General features: G+C 51.0%; 16 protein-coding genes. 3 read left to right on the forward strand and 13 right to left on the reverse strand.

The genetic code is table 11. From position 1 onward, the window contains the following. Window positions 1-51: 51 nt before the first annotated feature. The 11 genes from DQG23_RS40430 to DQG23_RS40480 all read right to left on the reverse strand — a co-directional run bounded on the left by DQG23_RS40430 (window position 52) and on the right by DQG23_RS40480 (window position 14144). Window positions 52-1941 carry a family 20 glycosylhydrolase gene (locus DQG23_RS40430; protein ID WP_158560954.1) on the reverse strand — a complete coding sequence of 630 codons (1890 nt, stop codon included), beginning with the start codon at window positions 1939-1941 and terminating at the stop codon, window positions 52-54. 296 nt (window positions 1942-2237) lie between these two features. Continuing rightward, window positions 2238-2993 (reverse strand): sulfite exporter TauE/SafE family protein, encoded by a 756-nt coding sequence (locus tag DQG23_RS40435; protein ID WP_113036732.1) that lies wholly within the window; start codon window positions 2991-2993, stop codon window positions 2238-2240. A 382-nt stretch (window positions 2994-3375) separates the two neighbouring features. Further along, entirely contained in the window at window positions 3376-6240 is a 2865-nt protein-coding gene (locus DQG23_RS40440) for an S-layer homology domain-containing protein (protein ID WP_113036733.1), read from the reverse strand. 83 nt (window positions 6241-6323) lie between these two features. Next, on the reverse strand, window positions 6324-7541 hold the full coding sequence (locus tag DQG23_RS40445) for an RCC1 domain-containing protein (protein WP_113036745.1): 1218 nt from the start codon (window positions 7539-7541) through the stop codon (window positions 6324-6326). A 396-nt stretch (window positions 7542-7937) separates the two neighbouring features. Beyond that, window positions 7938-8102 (reverse strand): DUF1328 domain-containing protein, encoded by a 165-nt coding sequence (locus DQG23_RS40450; protein ID WP_113036746.1) that lies wholly within the window; start codon window positions 8100-8102, stop codon window positions 7938-7940. A 214-nt stretch (window positions 8103-8316) separates the two neighbouring features. After that, window positions 8317-9210 (reverse strand): CheR family methyltransferase, encoded by an 894-nt coding sequence (locus tag DQG23_RS40455; protein WP_272949093.1) that lies wholly within the window; start codon window positions 9208-9210, stop codon window positions 8317-8319. Beyond that, window positions 9210-11966 carry a CHASE3 domain-containing protein gene (locus DQG23_RS40460; protein ID WP_113036735.1) on the reverse strand — a complete coding sequence of 919 codons (2757 nt, stop codon included), beginning with the start codon at window positions 11964-11966 and terminating at the stop codon, window positions 9210-9212. The genes DQG23_RS40455 and DQG23_RS40460 overlap by 1 nt, the downstream gene beginning before the upstream one ends. Window positions 11967-12087: 121 nt before the next feature. Further along, window positions 12088-12873, reverse strand: a complete 786-nt coding sequence (locus tag DQG23_RS40465) for a sigma-70 family RNA polymerase sigma factor (RefSeq protein ID WP_113036736.1) — start codon at window positions 12871-12873, stop codon at window positions 12088-12090. Then, entirely contained in the window at window positions 12870-13316 is a 447-nt protein-coding gene (rsbW, locus tag DQG23_RS40470; RefSeq protein WP_113036737.1) for an anti-sigma B factor RsbW, read from the reverse strand. Before rsbW ends, DQG23_RS40465 begins: the two co-directional genes overlap by 4 nt. A gap of 31 nt (window positions 13317-13347) precedes the next feature. Beyond that, window positions 13348-13674 carry an STAS domain-containing protein gene (locus tag DQG23_RS40475; RefSeq protein WP_113036738.1) on the reverse strand — a complete coding sequence of 109 codons (327 nt, stop codon included), beginning with the start codon at window positions 13672-13674 and terminating at the stop codon, window positions 13348-13350. An 11-nt stretch (window positions 13675-13685) separates the two neighbouring features. Further along, on the reverse strand, window positions 13686-14144 hold the full coding sequence (locus DQG23_RS40480) for a DUF948 domain-containing protein (protein WP_113036739.1): 459 nt from the start codon (window positions 14142-14144) through the stop codon (window positions 13686-13688). 163 nt (window positions 14145-14307) lie between these two features. On the opposite strand from DQG23_RS40480, the gene DQG23_RS40485 reads away from it, so the two are divergent. Next, window positions 14308-14763: a Dps family protein gene (locus DQG23_RS40485; protein ID WP_113036740.1), complete on the forward strand. Its 456-nt coding sequence runs from the start codon at window positions 14308-14310 to the stop codon at window positions 14761-14763. A 79-nt stretch (window positions 14764-14842) separates the two neighbouring features. Here the strand turns inward: DQG23_RS40485 and DQG23_RS40490 are convergent, their stop codons facing one another. Further along, window positions 14843-15979, reverse strand: coding sequence for a PP2C family protein-serine/threonine phosphatase (locus tag DQG23_RS40490; RefSeq protein ID WP_113036741.1), 1137 nt, complete (start codon window positions 15977-15979; stop codon window positions 14843-14845). Between the two features lie 263 nt (window positions 15980-16242). On the opposite strand from DQG23_RS40490, the gene DQG23_RS40495 reads away from it, so the two are divergent. Together DQG23_RS40495 and DQG23_RS40500 are read left to right on the forward strand one after the other, a co-directional pair. Then, the gene (locus DQG23_RS40495) at window positions 16243-16569 is read left to right on the forward strand and encodes a YtxH domain-containing protein (RefSeq protein ID WP_113036742.1); all 327 of its coding nucleotides are present in this window, start codon (window positions 16243-16245) and stop codon (window positions 16567-16569) included. Between the two features lie 55 nt (window positions 16570-16624). Beyond that, the gene (locus tag DQG23_RS40500) at window positions 16625-17038 is read left to right on the forward strand and encodes a hypothetical protein (protein ID WP_113036743.1); all 414 of its coding nucleotides are present in this window, start codon (window positions 16625-16627) and stop codon (window positions 17036-17038) included. Window positions 17039-17175: 137 nt separating this feature from the next. Here the strand turns inward: DQG23_RS40500 and DQG23_RS43335 are convergent. Beyond that, on the reverse strand, window positions 17176-17447 hold a 272-nt coding region (locus tag DQG23_RS43335; protein WP_238178254.1), incomplete at its 5' end, for a hypothetical protein.

The following is a 17447-nucleotide window of genomic DNA, read 5'->3' on the forward strand; positions in this document are numbered from 1 at the left end:
GAAATATAAGTACTTGATAGGTGAAACATATAAAGTCAAATAGATCTTCACCTAGTCCACGAACTGAACAAGCCTGCTTGCCGTAGGCATCCCTTTGTACCAGTAGCAGTCTACGATGCCTTCCTGACCTTGGTACGGCAGACGTTCCTGCTCCAGCTCTTCCAAACGCCCGACCCTTCCATCCACATAGTCGTTAAGCCGGCGGATCGCCGTTATAAGGCCGGACAAAAGCCCGCCGTAACGGAAATCGATAACCTCCCAGCCGAACGGCTTGTACAATTGATGCCACTGGATCATATGGTACTCCCGCAGCTCCTCCACCCGTTCGATCAAATCGACAAGCTCCACCTTCGCAAAATCATGCAAAGACGCTTTATCCCCAGCCTTATATGCGCGCGTAATTCTTAAGCCGATTTCCGCTTTGACGGAAAGCACGCGGCACAGCTTTTGCAAAATCTCAAAAACCGGGCCCCATTCCCCATTACGCTTCACGGCGTGATCAAATTGAATGGCCAGCTTGGCATAGTGCTCGTCCAGCGGCAGCCCGTCGATGTTCTTATCGAACAGCCCCATTAATACCTGCTGCCACAGCAAATAACGGGACGGATTCGTCATTCCGAGATTTCCTTCGGCCGTGCCTGGAATTTCGTCGACAAAACGGATTTCCATGAAATCCTCATAACGGCCGCCCGTGCAAAATTCGAACCTCCGCTTCAATCTGCGTTCATCCACTTGCTCCGCATATCCGTGTTCCGCGAACAACTGCAAGCCGAGCAGCGCGGAATAAATATGGCATTCCGTTCCGTCGTCGCCCCATAAGGTAGCGATGACTTCCTTCACGCCTTCTTTTTTGCAAGCGGCCATAGCCGCTTCGGTAGAGGCGAACGTTGCGCCGTAGTTCAAGCAGAAGCCCTTCCAATTCCAAATCCCGCCGGCAAAAATAGGAGTGGAACCGAATTGCTTGTGCTTGCGAATAAAATCGAGATAAAATTCCTCGTCGAAGTGATAATAATCCCAGAAAATATACTGCAGGTTCTGGGGCATGACTTCCTTTATGTTATCGGGCAGGATCATATTCCGATCGTAATTATCCTCCATCCCGGACCCCATGCGAAAATACATATCGCTCCATATCATCGGCTGCAAGCCGTGTTTTTCCGTTATCTGCAGCACTCTCGCCAGGTGCTCGTTCATGATCTCGAATTTGGAGCGTTGTCCGTTTTTGAGCAGGTAATTCCCTTGACCAAGCTTCAATGCTTCGTCCATGCCGATATGGATGCGCTTAGAACGGACGGGGCTTGTCGCCGCGACGATCATCTGCTCGATGAACGCGTACGTGTTCTCTTCGCCCACGAGCAGCGTATCTCCGTCATCCTTGATGTCGGCGAAGCAGCTCCATTTTAATACGTCTCGCAAGTGGCTTAACGTCTGAATGCAAGGGATAAGCTCGATGCCGAACAAATCGGCGAAGTCGTCGCACTGCCGGATCTCCTCTTGGGAGTACCTGCCTCTCATGTAGCCGAAATAGGGCTGCTCTTTGACTTCATAGCTATCCTCGGTATACAGCATCAGCATATTGAGTCCCATGGCGGCCATCTTGGTGATGATCCGTTTAATCGTCTCGACGTGCAGTACCGCATTACCCTGAGAAACGTCGATCATCGGGCCGTTCGTGCTGAACTGCGGCGTTTCCGTTATATGAAATTCTTGCTCGTGCTGTAAGCTTTCCAGAAGCAGTCCGAGCGCCCGAAAAAATTGATGCTTATGCTCGTATTGAATGCGGGCCTTATCCCCGGTTTTCGATACGACGATTATATTTTCGTTTGTTCGTTCCACTTGAACGGTCATACCCGCTTCGCTTACGGAGAAATGAAACTCTTCGGCAAACAACCGAATGCCGGGCTCCAAATCGGAATCCTCCAAAATAAAATGCAAGTTCAACGCTATTCCTCCTGTTCTCAGTTGCCGCCGATCGGGTATATCGCAACCCTCAACCTTGCGCATGATGTCGAATTGAAACCAGTGTCGTTCCATGACTACATCTTATTTTTTGCACGCAAAGGCCGCTAGTCTTCAAACATTACATTAGTTCTGTTTTGAGGAAACCTGAAGTTCTCAATGCAAGCTTTAGTTCTGAAATAAGCGTTGTATGGAGAGGCAGCCTATGCGTATGGTCGAATATATGAAAAAAAACGCGCCCATGAAAATCACGGACACGTCCTGCTTTGGCTGCATGATTAGTTTGAACCGCGCGGTAACAACAATAAAATGCCAAGTATGATGATAATAAGAAATAAGTAACGCTCGAATTTTTCGCCGGGAATGCGCTTATTTATAAAGACGCCGAGTACGGCAGCACCTAAAATAGCAGGTAAAGAATACGCATAATAAATAAACGCATCGCTCGTCCATAATCCGCCAAGTGCATGTCCTGCAACAACAAGTACGCCGGAAATAAGAAAATGGGCCTGCAATGTGCTTCGAAAACGATCCGGGTTCCATTTTCGCAAAGTCCCGTAAACAACGACAGGCACGCCGTTAAAATTATAAGCGCTGCCGAGCACTCCCGATGCAAAGCCGAACGGCAATACCCACCTGCGGTCGTTAAGCAGCGGCCGGTCGATCACCCGAATGAGATTTTTCTTAATCAAACAGTAACCCCCATAAGCGATCAGAAAAATTCCAAGAGCGGATGTAATCACGATTGCAGGAGTGAGATGAAGCAAAACGAGTCCGGCGGGTATTCCGAATACGGTTGTAATCGCCAGTCGGATTAGAATAGGCTTTTCAATGTGACGCCATCCGCTGAAAACAGTAAGCAGAGCGACGGTCAGCCCTGCCATGCCAATTAGCGAGACCGATGTCTGTAAGGAAATCGGAAGCAGTGCAAGCAAAGGCATGCTTACAATCGCTTCCCCGAAACCGAACATCGCTCTCATCAAGGCTCCGATGAACACAGCGAAGACAACCAGCATAATAAGCGAAATAGTCAACCGACACCCTCCTCGAAGAAACCGGTTACTCCATGCTTCAGGTATAATGGATCCGGGTTGTATCGTATACCATTCAATCGAATACCCTCCTTTTAAATTTTTTCCATAATAACACAGGGAGGATCATATTAAAATACGATTTTAAACGCATTTAAAAGGCCTTTTTTCAACGAAATTTCAACCCGACATGATGGAGTACATGACAACACAGAAAACTCCTTAAACGCAATTACAGGGCGTATCATAGATTGCTGTTTCGGGCATTTCTTGACCCTAAAACGCAACAAAAAAAACCGCAATACCAACCTCATTTCAAAACCAAAACCCCCACAGAAGGTTCTGTGGGGGTTGCTGTCTTCTAGCGTTTTTTTGAGCTTGGGCGTTAATGAATAACGTTCCGGAGTCGCAAAAGAGCGACGGCAGCTTCGGCTCTTGTTGTTAATCCTTCCGGCACAAATTGATTGTTTGCTCGTCCTACTAATATTCCGTGTTCGCGGGCAGCCTCGACATAACCCTTAGCCCAGGCTGGAATGCTATTATCATCAGAGAAGGATGGACTTTCCGTGCTGTTTACGTTCCATTTCATCGCCCTTGAGATCATCGCAGCCATTTCCGACCGGTTTACCGTCTGCATAGGCCGCAGCATACCGTCGGAATACCCCTCAACGACCCCTTCGGCTACCGCCGTCCGGATCCCTGGTTCCGCCCAGTCCGGAATGCTGTCACTGTCGCTGAAGGACATCGCACTCGCCTCGTGACGGATATTGATTTGGAGAGTCCGCAGCAGCATGATCGCAAACTCCGTTCGTGTAACGTAGCTATTAGGCGCAAAGGTATGTTCCGTTACTCCCTCGACAATTCCCAAACTTGCCGCTTCACATACAGCCGACTTGGCCCAGTGATTCTCCATATCCGTAAACGGACATGCAGGGGTTGAAGGAATTGGATCAGGAACGGCAATACGATTAATCGTTAAGGTGTAAGTTTTAAGGGTTCCGTCTTCGGCTTGAACCGTAATTGCCAGCACATTGGCTCCCATCGCTAATTTCACGTTCGTCAACGCATCCATTCGTTCGCCGAGCAGCTTAACAATCGCCTTGGAATCCGCAGTTGCCAATTGCAGCTCGACCTGCTCCGCATCTGTCTCGACTGTATATGCCGTAGTCCCTGGCGCGAATGCAGACGATAAATCCAGCGCTTTGCCGGATGCGGACACCTGTAATCGAGCTAAATCCGCTTGGCTTGAGTAAGAAACCGTTGGCGGCAACACTGCGTTTACTGTTACCGTAGAAGATTGGCCTATGACCTCCACACCATTTAGATATACGGTAAAAATATGGTCATTAGCGGTTTGTGTCGCGTTATACGGAAGATCGACGGTCACTTCCGCATTTTCGGCACTTCTTACGACCGCTGTGGCGGCTTCGACTCCGTCAACATATACGCTTACCGTCTGCCCGAGCAGGTTGACGCCTGTTATGGTAACGGTCGTGCTGCCTCCGGAGCTTGTCAAGCTTGCCGGATTGACGGATATCCCCGTAATTACGGGCACAGCTACTGTAAAGCTTGCGCTTGCTGCATCAAGCGTATTTTGAAATTCATTTCTCACCGCATCTCCCGCAACAAGTACCTCGTACTCTCCATCCTCGAGCGTGTCGTTAAAGGTCAAGGTAAACGTTCCGGAAGGCTCGTCATAGCCTGGCGAATAAGCGGAGAATGCCTCACCGTCCTTCTTCATGCTAATCAGCGGCAGTGCATTGGAGGAGGTCAGCTCCGTTCCATCCGCGATCCAATACACGGCTTCATTGACGGAGACCGTTACCGCTGCAGGCGGCGCAATGAACAGCTGATTGTCCGTGAAGCCGCCGAATGTTACAACCGGCTTAGTCTTGTCGTACAGCAGGCTTAATGTATTGGATGCCGTATTATCATTTCCTGCTGCATCGGCGGCTGCTCCCGCGGCAACCGTTATTGTCACAGCCTGACCGCTATTCGTCGGGCTAATGATTGCCGAGTACGTCACTGCGCTCACAGAAGTGAAGTCCGACACCGTTCCATTGTTTATCACCAGATCATCCTCGGTAAAACCGGTGACGCCCTCGCTATAGATGATGGTCACCGGAAAAGAAGCGTTTACTTTACCGCCTGCCGAGCTGGAAACCGTTACGGTCGGCGCGGAATTATCCAGAACAAAGGGATTCGACACCGCATTGACAACATTGCCCGCTTTGTCTGCCGCTTGAACGTGCAAATACCAATTGCCGTTACCGCTTGTTCGGCTTAACGAAGCTCCGCTGCTAAAGGTCGACCAACCGCCAGCCGGAACAGCTGTGCTTTGTGTCCACGCATACTTCAACGAATCAGCATCGACACCGCTTTGCGTGTCGCTCACCGTTACTTCCGTTGCGGCGGCTGTCGCTGCCGCAGCCTGTCCGTTCGCGGTAAACTGTACGGTTGGCGCGGTATTATCCAGTACAAAGGGATTTGACACCGCATTGACAATATTGCCCGCTTTGTCTGCCGCTTGAACGTGCAAATACCAATTGCCGTTACCGCTTGTTCGGCTTAACGAAGCTCCGCTGCTAAAGGTCGACCAACCGCCAGCCGGAACAGCTGTGCTTTGTGTCCACGCATACTTCAACGAAGCAGCATCGACACCGCTTTGCGTGTCGCTCACCGTTACTTCCGTTGCGGCGGCTGTCGCTGCCGTAGCCTGTCCGTTCGCGTTAAATTGTACGGTTGGCGCGGTACTATCCAGAACAAAGGGATTCGACACCGCATTGACTACATTGCCCGCTTTGTCTGCCGCTTGAACGTGCAAATACCAATTGCCGTTACCGCTTGTTCGGCTTAACGAAGCTCCGCTGCTAAAGGTCGACCAACCGCCAACAGGAACAGCTGTGCTTTGTGTCCACGCATACTTCAACGAAGCAGCATCGATACCGCTTTGCGTGTCGCTCACCGTTACTTCCGTTGCGGCGGCTGTCGCTGCCGTAGCCTGTCCGTTCGCGTTAAACTGTACGGTCGGCGCGGAATTATCCAGAACAAAGGGATTCGACACCGCATTGACAACATTGCCCGCTTTGTCTGCCGCTTGAACGTGCAAATACCAATTGCCGTTACCGCTTGTTCGGCTTAACGAAGCTCCGCTGCTAAAGGTCGACCACCCGCTAGCCGGAACAGCTGTGCTTTGTGTCCACGCATATTTCAACGAAGCAGCATCGACACCGCTTTGCGTATCGCTCACCGTTACTTCCGTTGCGGCGGCTGTCGCTGCCGTAGCCTGTCCGTTCGCGTTAAACTGTACGGTTGGCGCGGTATTATCAATCTTTAAGATAATCGTATACNTGGCGCGGTATTATCAATCTTTAAGATAATCGTATACGTTTTGCCCGGCAAAAAATAGGGCTCTGTACGAACCAGAATCTCCGTGTCTGTCGTGGCTCCTGCGATGTCGATCTCCTTGGCGCTGCCGCTTGCGATCTGTTCATTATTAACATACAACGCCGTCTGATTCGAACTCTCAAGCGTCGGCGTAATATGGACTCCGGATAAAGAATGCCCGTCATAATAAAACGTGTAGGACGTTCGGGACGATTGAAAAGCTTCCTCAAAATCCCCCTCTTGTAAATGGATACCGCTTAGATCGGCACTGCCTGGAATCGGATATAATGAAGAAAAAGCAGCGGATGTAACGACTGTGCCATCTGCTTTTAATGCCAATGAATGAGCGTCTTTGGTAGTTATCGATACTACGTCCGTCAATCCTGCCGGTAAATGTTCGCCCGATCCCCATGTTACCACAGTGCCGTCTGATTTTAACGCTAAAGAAAGCTTTTGTCCTGCCGCGATGGCTACCACATTCGTCAATCCCATCGGTACCTCTGTTTGATCAAACGTATTGTTTCCCCAGGCAACAACGGTGCCATTTGATCTTAACGCTAATGAATGCATTTGTCCTGCTGCGATGGCCACCGCGTCATTCAGCCCATTCGGCACTGTACTTCGACCGTCAGCATTGTTTCCTATTGCGACCACAGTCCCGTCCGACTTGAGTATCAGCGTATGAGAATCTCCTGCCGAGACGGCTGTCACGCCTGTCACTCCTGGCGACATAGGTGCCTGACCCAAGCCGTTAAGCCCCCATCCGACAAGGGTGCCATCCGATTTTAGCGCGAATGAATGGTATCCTCCGGCTGAAATGGCTACCACGTTCGTCAATCCTACCGGTACCTCTGTTTGATGAAACGCATTGTCTCCCCATGCAACAACGGTGCCGTCCGATTTTAACGCTAACGAATGGTATCCTCCTGCCGCAATGTTTATCACGTCTGTCAATCCTGCAGGCACGTCTGTTTGACCTGAACTATTGTCTCCCCATGCAGCAACAGTACCATCCGATTTCAATGCAATTGCAAAATGATTTCCGGCCGCTATTTTTGTGCCTTTAACAGGCAATGCCGCTGCCTGAACCGGATATGGCTCGATTAGAACGAAGAAGTTGAAAAACAATACGAGCACAAGAACAAGGTTGAAACTCTTACGCATTGCATACGATAACAAAACGTACTCACTCCCGCTATAATGTAATGTTAAAGCGAAGCGACCTCTTCAATTAGGGCAGTGAATGACCGCCATTCCGAGACCCGGCATACAGAAGACGCTTTATTCTTTTTCAACCATTCAATACAGAACTCGCTCCTCCTTTGCTATAAATGAAAAGCTAGACGCATGTTGTCGCGCTTTATTGTTTCATAGTAACAAAGTGCTCTGAAAGACTTATGAAAGAAACCCGGTTTTACTTAATGTAAGCGAAACAAATTTAAGCGAAAAGGATCTTATTACGGTTGGGATGTTCTCCTATAAGCAAAGCAAAAGCTGTCCCTCCGGTCATCGGACCTTAAGGACAGCTCTCTCAAACGAGCTTATGAATTGTAAAATCCGCTAATAGCTTCTACGCCTACCGACGAAAAGGGATACCACGAACATGATCAGGAAGATCACGAACAATATTTTCGCGATGCCGACGGCGGCGGATACGATGCCGAAAAATCCGAATATCCCCGCTACGATCGCAATGATGAGAAACAGAATCGCCCATCCCAACATATGCAGCACCTGCTTTCGGAATAGATTTGATGTTGCTGTCGCTCTATCCTCTATTACCCCGAAAACGTACAGATGAAACATGGCCTCGCGATTCCTCCATGCACGCTTCACCCGGCGCACATAACAGCGCTAGCGGCAGCCGTCAGAAACGCATGCCGAGCGATTCTTTTAATCCTACAGGTGCTGCAGCGAGACCATTCGCATCGTCCCCCGATCAGTCAGTCGCGCTTCCCCATTCGTTCTTGCGGTAAATGCGTTCCAGCGGCGCTATATCTTCGTACTTCAGCTCCTCCGGCAAAAACAGATTGGACTCTTTGCTGCCCAGCCCGAGAAAGCCGCCGTCCGCCAAGCTGTCGTAGATCAAGCGGTGTACATGCTGCTGCAGCCCGTTATCGAAATAGATCAAAACGTTGCGGCATAAAATGACGTGAAACTCGTTGAACGAGCCGTCGGTGGCCAAATTATGCTGGGCAAAGACGAGATTGTCATTCATCAGCGGATGAAAGTAAGCGTATTGATGATCCGTCGTGTAGTATTCGGAGAACGCCTTCGTTCCGCCGGCTTCCAAATAATTATTCGTATACAATTGCATCTGCTTCAAGGGGAAAGCCCCCCTTTGCGCGGTGGCGACGGCTTTTTCGTTCATATCCGTGGCGTAAAGTTTCGTCTTCTCCGCCAAACCTTCCTCCAGCATCAAGATCGCCATGGAGTAAACTTCTTCCCCGGTCGCACACCCCGCATGCCAGATGCGTACTTCGGGCAGCTCTCTGAGCAGAGGCACGACCCGTTTGCGGAATGCGACGAAAAAGCCCGGGTCTCTGAACATTTCCGTCATCCGGATCGATAAATCGTTAAGCAGCCGCTCCAAGCAACCCGGCTCATGCAGAACTTTATCCAAAAGCGCTGTAATCGTCGGCAGCCGCTCCGCCCGCATCCGGTTCAAGATCCGCCTTCTGACAGACGCCCGCACATAACCCCGGAAATCGTAGCCGTACATCTGAAACAAACCTTCAAGCAGCAAGCCGATCTCCACTCGCTCAAGCTCGTCTCGCTCGAAAGGATTTCCTTCAACGGCGTAAACCGCCGGAGGATGATTAGTCGGTTTGATCAAAACGGATTCACCTGCTTGGTCAGCCATACCCGCATCAGCGAGAACAGCTGGTCGATATTTAACGGCTTCATAATATAATCGGATGCGCCTGCTTCTCTGCATTTCTCCCGTTCGTTCTTCATCGCCTTGGCGGTCAGCGCGATAATCGGCAGCTTCGTCAAACCGAGGCGGTGCCGAATGGCTTCCATGGTCTCGTAACCGTCCATAACCGGCATCATAATATCCATCAGAACCAGATCGAAGCCCGGCTGCTCTTCCAAAATCTCAAGCGCACGCTTGCCGTGCTCCGCCGCCATCACCGATACGCCTTTCTTCTCCAGCGCCGATACAAGCGCAAAAACGTTGCGAGAATCATCGTCTACAAGAAGCACCTTTTTGCCTTTGAACAATTGAACGTCGGAACCAACGCCATCCTCCACTTCATTCTCCTGTGCATAGGAAGCTTCCTCTTGAGGGTCCCGCGTCACGGCAACCTCGGCGAAGCTCGCTGCCGAGGCTTCGTCAGCCATGGTGCCGCCCTGCGAGTCCGTCTCCCGCCTGCTCGGTATATACAGCGTAAAGGTGCTTCCCTTGTGAAGCTCGCTTCTGACTACGATGGAGCCGCCAAGCAAGCGCGTAAATTCGCGGCAAATGGACAAGCCTAGCCCCGTCCCGCCGTATTGCCGGTTCGTCGTGCCGTCGACCTGCCGAAACGCTTCAAAAATTAGCTGCTGTTTATCGATCGGTATCCCGATCCCCGTATCCGTGACCGAGATGGCGATAACGGCTTCGTCTTCCTGCACCGGAAGCAGCTCCTTGATGCGTTCCGGTTTTGCCGGCTCGATACGTACCGTAATGGAGCCGCGCTCGGTAAATTTAAAAGCATTGGAAAGCAAATTGTTCAAAATTTGCTGCAGCCGCTGGCCGTCCGTCGCAATCACCTTGGGCGCCTCCGGATGCAGTAGCACCTCGAAGTCCAAATTTTTACGGGCGGCAACCGGGCCAAACAAGCTTTTCATGAGCTGCGGCAGCTCGGTGACGTTCACTTCATCCGTCACAATATCGATCTTCCCCGCCTCGATCTTCGACAAATCCAGAATGTCGTTTATCAGGCGAAGCAAATCTTGACCCGCCGTGTTGACCACGCGGGAATATTCCTCCACTTCCGCCGTTTCCATCTCTGCACCGGTTTCAACAAGCATCTGCGATAAGATGAGTATGCTGTTAAGCGGCGTTCGAAGCTCATGGGACATATTGGCGAGAAAATCGGTTTTGTACTGGGAGCTTGTCTGCAGCTTTACCGAGTATGCCTCCAGCTCGTCCTTCGCCTTTTTGAGCTCCAGAGCCCGCTGCTCGACATTCAGATTTTGCTCCTCCAAATGCTCGTTCGTAATCCGCAGCTGCTCCTGCTGCATCTGAAGCTCTTCGGCTTGGGCTTGCAGCTCTTCCGACTGCGCCTGCAGCTCCTCGGTCATCATTTGGGATTCGGCGAGCAGCCTTTCCACTTCCATTCGCCCCAGCACATTGGTAATCGCCGAGCCGAACTTCTCCTGCAGCTGGTCCAGAAGCGTAAGATGCTGGGAAACAAAAGGCTGCAGCGCCGCAAATTCCACGACGGCCTCCACTCTGTCGTCAACCAGAATCGGGGCGATCAGCAGGCTACGGGGCGAAGAAGCGCCCAAGCCGGATGTGATGGCAATATGCCCCTCAGGCAGGCTGTCGATCAGAAAAAGCCTCTTATCGAGCGCGCATTGCCCGACAAGTCCTTCTCCCGAGCGAAAGCTCAAGGCGCCTTTCTCTTCGCCCGAAGCCGCATAGGCGGCCGTTTTTACGTAGACCTCCTGTCCCCCGATCGTTCTGCGCAAATAAACGACCCCATAAACCGCTTCAAGCATAGGGGCCAGCTTGGTTACGAAGGCTTGCGTCAGAGCCGCTATATCGGTCACGCCCTGATACATCGTAGAAATATCCGTCATATTTTTCTGAACCCAGTTCTGCTTCTCCAAGCTGCCGAGCAGTCTGTTCGTAGCCTCGGCCAAATCCCGGATTTCGTCGCGCGTATTCAGTTCGATACGGGCGGTCAGATCGACCTCGGAATCCGCTATGCTGCGTATCGTTCTCACAACCTGTTTAATCGTTCTCACGATCGAACGCGACAAAATCAGAGCGACTGCCAGGGTAAGCAAAGAAACGATGCCGACGATCGTGTATAAAACGATTTTCACATTCGTGTTGCTTTGCGTCAGGTTCGCGATCCGATCGGACGTCAATTTCTTCTCATCAGCAAGAAAAGAATCAAACTGCGTGCGCAGCTGATCCATAATCTTTTTGCCTGTATTTTGCTCGAAATGCCGGTTTACTGCGGCTTCGTTGTTTTCTTTTTTGAGGGTAATGACGTATTCGCCCGTATTCGATATCCAGCTGGCGATCAGCGGCTTGATCTGCTCCAAATTACGCTGCTGCTCGGGATTATTCGCCAGAAGCGTGTGCAGTTTATTGTAGTTGTCCGGCCAGCTGCGGCTACCCGCTTCGTACGGCTCAAGATATTGATCGTCGCCCGTAATGACATATCCTCTCATGCCGGTTTCCATGTCGAGAATGTTTTTCTGCACTTGATTAATCAGATCGTGCAGCTCGATATCGTGCTTGGAAATAAACTCCACTTCATTTTGCAGACCGGTCATTCGATCGTTGACAATCAATAGCGAAGCGCCCAAACAAAGAATGATACATAAATAACCGGTCATGATTTTGGCTTGTATGTTATAGCTCATGGCTTTAATCGCGGCCGCCTCCGTTCCATACTCTATAGATCTCTATCTGTGCATACTTTCGCTCCGATGCCGCGATTTTCCGCCATAAACAATCGTTCGGATGAAGGATCGATCGAGCTGATCAGGAAGACTGCTCCCCAGACGGGGGTTCGGACAACACTTGCTTCAATTTATGAATGGCCCGCCGCTGAATGCGGGATACGCTCATTTGGGTTACGCCGAGCTGTTCGGCGACTAATCGCTGAGGTTGGCCTTCGTCGTAAATCAGGCTGAGCACCCGCTTCTCCTCCTCTTTCAAGCAGTCCATCGCGTCTTGCAGAGCCATTCGTATTTCCACCTGCCGGTAGTCGTCAACGGGAGCCGCGATCATATCCGCAATGGTGGCGGCGCTTTCGCCTTCATTCGAGAGCGGCGTGTCCAGCGACGTATAGTGATAATAGTCCCGGCCCGCCAAAATTTCGATCGTCTCTTCCGGAGAAATATCCAGGTGAGCGGCAATCTCGTCGACATTGGGAGACCGTTCCAGATCAATCGTAAGCTCGTCGATCGTTCGCTGCACAAGCGAGCTTTTCTCCTTAATCTTTCTCGGCACCTGAATGTACCATGATTTGTCGCGCAAATAATTTTTTAAATGACCGATCAGGCTTTTCATGGCATAACCTTCGAACGGAATATTCATCGAGCTGTCGTACTGCTTGAATAACTTTAGCATCGACATTCGGCCCACCTGGTATAAATCCTCCAGAAGGTCGGGGCGGTTACGCGACATTTTGCCGGCAGCCGAACGAACGACGGGCTCATAATACACAAGCAGCGCAGTTGCCGCTTCCGGGCAATCCGTCTCTTTATAAAGCTTCATTCTATTGTACATTTCGTACAAGGGCTTCGAGGATTCATTATGATTCATGCCATCTCCTCTTTTCTGCTCAGCCGTTTCGTCAGCACAATCTCCGTTCCGCTGCCGTCGTACGAGCGCACTTGTACGTCATCCATGAGCGCCTCCATAAGGAACAGGCCGAGCCCGCCAACCGTTACTTCACTTAGTTCCGTTTGTTCCAGCAGGGTAGGGACGACGGCATTTTCCGAGAAAATGAAGCTTTGTCCATGATCTTTGACGGAAATCGTCATGCCCTCTTCGCCGCTTTCCAGACGCAGCTCGATCGTTCCCGAATCCGCAGTCCCGTATGCGTGCAAAATAGCGTTATTGCAGGCCTCCGCAACAGCTACCTTCATATCTTCGATTTCCTCGAACGTATAACCGGCTTTGGTCGCAAAGCCGTACAGCGTCAATCTTACAATATCCAAATACTCCGCTTGAGCCGGAATCGTCAGGCATACGAATGGGTTCATAATCGTTTTTCTTTCCTTTCCCCTGATTGTACTATTGCGGGCTGACCGCTAAAAAACGCGATACGCCTGTCATATCGAATAACCGCTGAATCGGCGCCGGCGTGTTTACCAAGCGGAAAGCCGCGTTCATCGCGGATCTCGCTTTGAGCACCGATACTAAGATGCCGATACCCGTGCTGTCGATATAGGTGATGTCCTTCAAATCCAGCGTAAGCGTTCGTTCCGTCTCTTTCACCAAAGGGTTAAGCTCGGCGGTCAAATAGGTTGCCGCCGACAAATCGAGCTCGCCGCATAATTTGACGACATTTTCATCTTCCGTAGCGTGTTTATAAAGCTGAAACTTGCGGATTGCCTTCATCTGGAGTCCTCCTATTTACTTCCCGCGCGGTGCGCAGGGGATTGTGCGGTTCTGCGCCTTTGCACGAATTCTACGGCGGTGATGACGCCTTCCCATACGGCCTGCCACCTGCCGGACAGTTCCGGCTCGCATGCGCGGCTGCCGTTTCGTTTCAATGATGCAAGCAAGCTCGAGGCCGTCTGCCTCGCTGCCGACGTCAGCTCATGGACAGCTTGTCCGACATCATTCACGCTGCCGAATGCATGGTCGAGCTTCGATAGCTTCATACGCATGTCGACTGCGATATCGTTCGTATTTCCGATCATCTCTTTGACTTCCTCGCTTATTTCCTTCGCTTCATTTTTCATTTGTCCCATAGCCAGCGTCATTTCATCCAAGGAACCTTTAAGCGACTTCAAAGTCTGAATCAGGTAGAAGGTCAAAATGACGAAGCTGACCGCCACGATGACCGCGCTTATTTGCAGCAGCATCTCGAGCCCCCCTTTTTTCCCATGCTTAGAGGGGATTACCCGTTTCTCGCATGTTTGAAACACCCTTAGGAAAAATTTTATCGAAACTTCCGATGTTTCAATCAAGCCGCTGGAGGGTAACGATACACATCAACACCTATTCCTTTACTTGGAGGTATGACACATGTTCAAATCCGAGAAGAAAGCCGCCTTGACGGAGCTGTTGAACAAGCAGGTCGCCAATTTCTCCGTCTTATACATGAAGCTGCATCATTTCCATTGGTACGTAAAAGGCGAACAATTTTTCACCCTGCATGTCAAATTTGAGCAGCTCTATACGGAAGCCGCGATCCATCTGGATACGATTGCCGAACGAATGCTGTCGCTGCGTGCGGCCCCGTCCGCTACGATGAAACAACAGTTGGCGATCGCCTCCGTCAAAGAAGCGGAAGGAGACGAGGATGCGCAGCAAATGGTCAAATCGCTCGCAGGAGATTTTGACGGCATGTGCACGGAGCTGACGATCGCCATCTCGCTTGCCGAGGAAAGCCGCGACCAGCCTACGTCCGATATGCTTATCGCCATCCGCACCTCGCTCGAGAAGCACCGCTGGATGCTGGACGCTTATCTCGGAAAATAAAGACAAAACCACGGTATGGGCGGCGAAGCCGTCTTTCCGTGGTTTTTCTTTTTGCTCCGGCTGCCGCAGCCACTGTTTTTTATTTCGTTGAAACCATGACCAGGCACATATCGTCCTTCGGGGCTTCTTTCCCGGACTCGGGCTGCAGTTGTTCAAGCAGCTCGGCAGGCTCGCGCACGTTGCGTCCCTGCAAGCTTTGCATGAGCATGCCTGGAGCATTTTCGCCGCCTTCCGCCAGCCACTCCGCCAACCCGTCCGTATAAAGCAGCACGCAAGCTTCGTCGCGGTACTCGATTTTCCCCTTTGCGATGTCGACCCGATCAAAGAAACCGAGTGCGCAGCAGCCCTCCTCCAGCAGCCTGATTTCACCGTCCACATTGGCAATCCCTGCCGGGTGCCCCGCGTTCACATATTCGATCGTCCGCTTATCCGTATCCAGTACGAAATAAATCGCCGTAAAATAATAGTTGATCAAGCTATCCGCCCTGCCGAGCTGATTCATCCGTCTGTTGAGCTCTTGCATGACGGCTATCGGATCGCCGAGTCCCACGATCGTATCTTTGAGCGCGGAGTATATATACATACACACCAAGGATGAAGATATGCCATGCCCCATCATATCGAGCAGCATGACCCCATACCGGTTGGGACCGATCGGATACCAGGCGTACAAGTCTCCGGCAAGCTCGAAGGAAGGCCGGTAAACGGCGGAAATGTCCACCTTATCGTCCCGGATCGGACTGCTTAGCATGCTGAGCTGCACTTGCTTGGCGAGCTCCAATTCATATTGAATCCGCTTGTCCCGCTCCTTGTGCCAATCCTTCTCATGCTTCAAACGAAGCGTCGAACGAATACGGGCCAGCAGCTCGACCTTATTGATCGGCTTCATGACGTAATCCAGCGCGCCGGCGTCCAGCGCTTCAGCCAGCTTATTGGAGTCTCCCATCGCCGTAACGAAAATGATCGGAATATCGCGAAACCGTTCCTGCCCCAAAATCGTCCGGCACGCTTCCACCCCGTCGATCTCCGGCATCATCATATCCATCAAAATCAAATCTACCGGCACTTCCGCCATACTCGGGGAGTCAAGTTCCATAAATTGATAGAGTTCTTTGGCGGAGGACAACAGCACCAAATGCTCGTAGCCGGCCTTCCGCAAAATTTTCTCGATTATAATAAGATTCGTAGCGTTATCGTCAACAATGACTATATTCATTGACAACCTCCTATTCTTTTTATAGAGAGGAAACGATATGTTTCACATTATAACACTTAAACCCTATAAGGACGGCATAACCGCTTATCCTTATAGCACGATTTTTCGCTGCGAGCCCTTCTTTTTACTACCCGCTTCCCCTTATTTTCAAACGGTTTGATGCCGTTCCTTCTATTAGAATCCGGTAAGCCTGTTTCAAATTCGCAAGATCCGGTTAAAGGATAAGTAGGATCGAAACCACAACGAATAAGGAGAGATGTACGATGAGCGAAACAACAGAAACGGGCAAAAGCGGTTTGTGGCTGGGCATGCTGATAGGCGGGGCAATCGGAGCGGCCGCTTCGCTGCTTCTGGCTCCGAAGTCGGGCTCTGCGTTGCGGGAGGAGTTATCGAACACCTACAAGTCTTTACAAGACAAAAGAAACCGGCTGGCCGCAAACGTAAAAGAAAAAGCCCAGAGCGTGGCAAGCAGCATCGGCGATCATGCTTCCGAGCTTTCGGATAAAGCCAAGGAAGGCAAACAAATCGTATCCGATGCCCTGCATGCCGTGAAAGACGATATGAAAGGCAGAAACGGCACCGACGCTTGAAGCGGATCGGACCCAAAGATAATTGACTTAGCAATCAATAAGGAGGAGATGAGAAATGGATAGAGAGACGGTTCATGAGCAGTTTACGGACCTCGGATTGGAACGAATCGAGCATATCGAAAAATCGACGTATCGCTTCCATATTACAAGCGACGTAACTGGGGAGACATACCCCCTGATCGTCACGACGCTGACCTGCGAACAAGGTCGTACCGTCATGAACTTCGAGGAAGCCGATTTCGATACCGACGCGAATATCCCTCTTCATGTCCGAAGGGCTGCACTCGATAAGCTGATCGAGCTCGAGCTGCTGTTTCTAGATCGGACGGCGATATCGCTCGAGCAGGCCAACAACAGCTCGATGGCACAGGATTTGGACGAGATGAAAAAGCTCGGCAATGAGATGAAGCAAATGAAAACCGGCAGCGAGCTGCTGGAAAACAACCAGATCCCCGATCCCCGGCAATAGCCGGTATCGGATATGGGCAGATGCCCATTGACAGATGAAAGAACCTCGGTTTCCGCTGCAAAGTGGAGGCCGAGGTTCTTTTTTTCCTTTTTGGCCCTCCCCCTCGAAGCAAAAAATTATATCCGAACGAGTATTTCTTACTTGAGAGGAATGAATTCGGCTGAAATGTTGTACGACGTGCAACAATCTGCCCGCGGCATGGCCGAATGCGGCTGAAATGTTGTACGACGTGCAACAATCTGCCCGCGGCATGGCCGAATGCGGCTGAAATGTTGTACGACGTGCAACAATCTGTCCGCGGCATGGCCGAATTCGGCTGAAATGCTGTACGACGTGCAACATTCTGCCCGCGGCATGGCCGAATTCGGCTGAAATGCTGTACGACGTGCAACAATCTGCCCGCGGCATG

Source organism: Paenibacillus contaminans (genome assembly GCF_003285015.1).
Classification (GTDB): Bacteria; Bacillota; Bacilli; order Paenibacillales; family NBRC-103111; genus Paenibacillus_V; species Paenibacillus_V contaminans.

Excerpts from the sequence above, each read along its gene's own strand:
- DQG23_RS40475 (WP_113036738.1), bottom strand. The coding sequence starts at position 13,674 with ATGAAGGCAATCCGCAAGTTTCAGCTTTATAAACACGCTACGGAAGAT.
- rsbW (WP_113036737.1), bottom strand. The coding sequence starts at position 13,316 with ATGAACCCATTCGTATGCCTGACGATTCCGGCTCAAGCGGAGTATTTG.
- DQG23_RS40485 (WP_113036740.1), top strand. The coding sequence starts at position 14,308 with ATGTTCAAATCCGAGAAGAAAGCCGCCTTGACGGAGCTGTTGAACAAG.
- DQG23_RS40495 (WP_113036742.1), top strand. The coding sequence starts at position 16,243 with ATGAGCGAAACAACAGAAACGGGCAAAAGCGGTTTGTGGCTGGGCATG.
- DQG23_RS40480 (WP_113036739.1), bottom strand. The coding sequence starts at position 14,144 with ATGCTGCTGCAAATAAGCGCGGTCATCGTGGCGGTCAGCTTCGTCATT.
- DQG23_RS40500 (WP_113036743.1), top strand. The coding sequence starts at position 16,625 with ATGGATAGAGAGACGGTTCATGAGCAGTTTACGGACCTCGGATTGGAA.
- DQG23_RS40465 (WP_113036736.1), bottom strand. The coding sequence starts at position 12,873 with ATGAATCATAATGAATCCTCGAAGCCCTTGTACGAAATGTACAATAGA.
- DQG23_RS40460 (WP_113036735.1), bottom strand. The coding sequence starts at position 11,966 with ATGAGCTATAACATACAAGCCAAAATCATGACCGGTTATTTATGTATC.
- DQG23_RS40450 (WP_113036746.1), bottom strand. The coding sequence starts at position 8,102 with ATGTTGGGATGGGCGATTCTGTTTCTCATCATTGCGATCGTAGCGGGG.
- DQG23_RS40490 (WP_113036741.1), bottom strand. The coding sequence starts at position 15,979 with ATGAATATAGTCATTGTTGACGATAACGCTACGAATCTTATTATAATC.